Source organism: Synechococcus sp. (assembly GCF_982614295.1).
Genome location: NZ_CEXBMR010000061.1, coordinates 4,808 through 8,736, shown reverse-complemented (window position 1 = coordinate 8,736; position 3,929 = coordinate 4,808). Strand labels below are relative to the sequence as shown.

The following is a 3,929-nucleotide window of genomic DNA, read 5'->3' as shown; positions in this document are numbered from 1 at the left end:
ATAAACACCCACAATTTTGAATTCCCATGCAGTGAACCCCACAAGCTCAGTGATCTCTCTTGGGCATATTTTGCAACTGGAAATGTAGCTATCGATCGCAGTGTTTTATTGCAATCGGGTTTGTTTGACCCTGCCTTTCAGCTTTATGGCTGGGAAGATCTGGAACTTGGCGAGCGGCTTCGGCGAATGGGTGTTTTGTTAGTACGCTGTCCTGCCGCGGTGGGATACCACTGGCATCCAGCCTTAAGCCTTGAACAACTTCCAGATTTAGTGCGAAAAGAGCAGGAACGAGCCCGAATGGGCCTGGTTTTTTATCGCAAACATCCCACCAGAAGAGTGCGTTTCATTATTCAATACACAGCCCTTCATCGCTTGTTATGGGATTTGTTAACTCTCGGTGGAATTTTGAATGTGAATACTTTGAAGCCCCTTCTGGCCTGGTTAATCAAGATAGGAAAACCTGGCTTGGCTATGGAACTGCTGAGATTGCCCTTGAATCGGATTGGTGTAGAGGCAATGTTTAAACAAGCCCGTCAGGCCAACTGGTAAGTTTAGTAAGTTCTTTCATTCCGCACACCCGCACGTTTCGGGTGAAGTAAGACCAAATGGTCGAGCTTCCCTGGCGGGTGGTGGCCAACCCGAAACCCACCGATGGCAGTTGTTACCCTCTCCGAGATGATGGAGGCTGGTGCCCATTTTGGCCACCAGACCCGCCGCTGGAATCCCAAGATGCAGCGCTACATCCATTGCGCCCGCAATGGTGTGCACATCATCGACCTCGTTCAGACAGCCGTCTGCATGAACAATGCGTACAAATGGACACGCAGTGCCGCTCGTTCCGGCAAACGTTTCCTCTTTGTAGGCACTAAAAAGCAAGCAGCTGAAGTTATCGCCCAAGAAGCTGCCCGTTGTGGTGCCAGCTACGTAAACCAGCGCTGGCTGGGGGGGATGCTCACCAACTGGACCACAATGAGGGCCAGGATTGATCGCCTTAAGGATTTGGAACGGATGGAAAGTTCCGGTGCCATTGCCATGCGTCCCAAAAAGGAAGCAGCGGTGCTACGCAGGGAGCTAGACAGACTTCAGAAGTATCTTGGCGGCTTGAAAAATATGCGCCGCCTGCCAGATGTTGTGGTGCTCGTTGATCAAAAACGCGAGTACAATGCGGTTCTGGAATGTCAAAAGCTAGATATCCCATTAGTTTCAATGTTGGATACCAATTGCGATCCTGATCTCTGCGATGTGCCCATTCCCTGCAACGATGATGCAATTCGTTCGGTGCAGTTGGTGATTGGCCGCCTGGCAGACGCTATTAATGAAGGCCGCCATGGTGCCCACGATCAAGGCGCCGAACAGGAGGATGAGGGCTAAATTCCCTCCTTCTTCTCCGCTCCATTCCGCTCTACAATCCGCCCTGCTCCCCAGTGCCTCCTATGGCTGAAATTTCAGCGAAACTAGTTAAAGAACTGCGCGACCAAACTGGCGCTGGGATGATGGATTGCAAAAAAGCACTCCTGGAGGTTGATGGCGATCTTCAAAAAGCTACTGAATGGCTCCGACAAAAAGGAATTTCTTCAGCTGAAAAGAAGGTGGGTCGCACAGCCGCTGAGGGTTCAGTTGGAAGCTATATCCATACCGGCGCTAGGGTTGGAGTGCTGGTAGAGATAAATTGCGAAACTGATTTTGTTGCAAGGGGCGAAAAGTTTCAAGAGCTGGTTCGTAATGTTGCAATGCAGATTGCCGCATGTCCAAACGTTGAGTTTGTTTCTACAGACAGTATTCCCCCTGAAGTGGCTGAACGCGAATCTGCCATCGAGTCAGGTCGTGATGATCTTGGTAATAAACCAGAGGCGATGAAGGTAAAAATAGTTGAAGGTAGAGTGGCAAAAAGATTAAAAGAGTTAGCGTTGCTTGAACAACCTTATATAAAGGATAGTTCCTTAACAGTATCTGAATTAGTTAAGCAAGTTGCTGGTATACTGGGTGAGAATATTCAAGTAAGGCGTTTCACTAGATACACTCTAGGAGAGGGTATTGCAGTAGAAAAATCAGATTTTGCAGCTGAAGTTGCTGCAATGGCTGTTTGATTAACGGCGAAATAGGGGCATCCTCTGAACCCCTGCTTCAACTTGCTTTAATTCAAGCTAAGGGAGAGAGGGCCGTGCTTGCCATCTACCCCTTGCTTGAAGAGTATTTGTCTATATTAAAAGTTCATTTAGAACCTTCTGTTTTTCAAGCTACTTTTCAATTAGTTACTCAGCACCAACCGGAAAATTTTAATAATCTCAAAGAAGAGGTGCGCTGGAAATTTAGAACAAGACTCCGTTGGCTTTGTGGCCGTTGTTCAAGCTTTCTCAACGTTGAGCAGCTTTTACAACTCGCGATTAAGCTACAGAACCATGATCCTGAACCGCAACTACTTGAAAATGAAGTAGTTGAATCAAACCTGCCTCCAGGTTCAATTTCCTTATCTTTGGAATTAGCTCCATTGATGGACGGATTTAATCCGAGGGATTTTAGTCAAAATAATCAAGAAGATGAAGAAAATCTTCCGGCTACTTTTAAGGCAATTCAACAGATGCTTGCTGCGGCCTCATTTAAAAGGGAATCACATCTACAGCATTCATTTCCAATGCCCCATGAGCCCCTCGCTCTGCACCGTTGGTTGATGGCATGGGATTTTGCCCTTGATCGTAGATTGAGAAACCTTAGTAATGCTGTAAATGTTGAGTTGCATCGCAGAGGTCTTATTCGTAATGTTTTGCCAATCGCCTTGTTAGATGCAGTGCAAGAGGGTAGTGCTGATGTTCTCTCGGCTCCAGCGAATTTGATAGCGATAACCTTGCCGTATCCCATAGGCAGCAGTGAAGATTTTTCGCTGCATGGGGTTTTGTTACGCAGCAGTGATATGGAATATCTCTACCCATCATTACGCTCTATTCGGGCGCGAATCAACCAAATTAATACAAAATTACTCAGAATAGCGAGAAGAGCACAGCACTGGGAACAGCAGCTGGCTACCCGAAAAGCGGAACAGCAGTGGATCAAAGACAGCCGCCAAGACGAAACTCCGATCTCTTGAAGGGAGGGCAAATATCACTTGAATTACGGCAGTGGTTTACCCGGCTACAGCAAAGCCTTGGCCTTGAAGCTGGAGCTGATTATTTAAATATTCAAGGCAAACGCAGCCAATTTAATATTTTTTTAGCCGCATCATGCTCGCAGCCCCCAAGTGGTTTAACAACAGATCAGCAACAAAAACTGCTCAATTATGCAGAGGTATTTAATAATTATAACAGCTTATCAGTAGATCAAAGAAAGCGAATTGTAATTAATCTACGACGTAGTCTTCATCAATGGCGAACAGAGCTTGAACCTACATCTCCCCCATTATTTCCAAGATTACGGCTAGAAAAAATAAATATAGATGCTTTAGAAAGTATTAGTCAACTATCTACCTTTAATCTAAATACGCCACTTGGGCAGATTGAAGGTATCAGTGCAAAACTAGCCACACAGTTTGCAAAAATAAATTTATGGCTGGTTAAAGATTTATTACATCATTACCCAAGGGATTATGTTGATTACTCCCAATTAGTACCAATTAGCAGCCTGCAGCCAGGTTCAACTGCAACAATTGTGGCAACCGTAAAGCGCTGCCATGCATTTGTAAGTCCCAAAAATCCAAATCTTTCTATTCTTGATTTGCAATTGCAAGATCCAAGTGGAAAACTGAAAATTAGTAAATTTATGGCTGGCCGACGTTTTACAAGCACCGCTTGGCTTCATCAGCAAATGCGCTCATATCCTGTTGGTGCAAGGATTGCTGCTAGTGGTCTTGTAAAGGAAAGCCGTTTTGGCATCAGCCTTCAAGATCCATTGCTGGAGATTTTAGAAACTCCTAATACAAAGTTGCAGTCGCGTCAGAT

General features: G+C 45.6%; 4 protein-coding genes and 1 pseudogene. All 5 read left to right on the top strand.

Annotated elements, in window-relative coordinates; translation table 11 throughout:
* A partial coding sequence (locus AC2JC8_RS09180; RefSeq protein WP_484594584.1) for a glycosyltransferase family 2 protein occupies positions 1–549 on the top strand: 549 nt, incomplete at its 5' end.
* Positions 550–651: 102 nt separating this feature from the next.
* Positions 652–1,371 carry a 30S ribosomal protein S2 gene (gene rpsB, locus AC2JC8_RS09175; RefSeq protein ID WP_255130957.1) on the top strand — a complete coding sequence of 240 codons (720 nt, stop codon included), beginning with the start codon at positions 652–654 and terminating at the stop codon, positions 1,369–1,371.
* 62 nt (positions 1,372–1,433) lie between these two features.
* Entirely contained in the window at positions 1,434–2,087 is a 654-nt protein-coding gene (gene tsf, locus AC2JC8_RS09170) for a translation elongation factor Ts (RefSeq protein WP_484401769.1), read from the top strand.
* Entirely contained in the window at positions 2,084–3,082 is a 999-nt protein-coding gene (locus AC2JC8_RS09165) for a hypothetical protein (RefSeq protein WP_484419819.1), read from the top strand. Before tsf ends, AC2JC8_RS09165 begins: the two co-directional genes overlap by 4 nt.
* A pseudogene (locus AC2JC8_RS09160) lies at positions 3,040–3,929 on the top strand (ATP-dependent DNA helicase RecG); the annotation flags it as partial. The gene AC2JC8_RS09165 and the pseudogene AC2JC8_RS09160, both read left to right, overlap by 43 nt.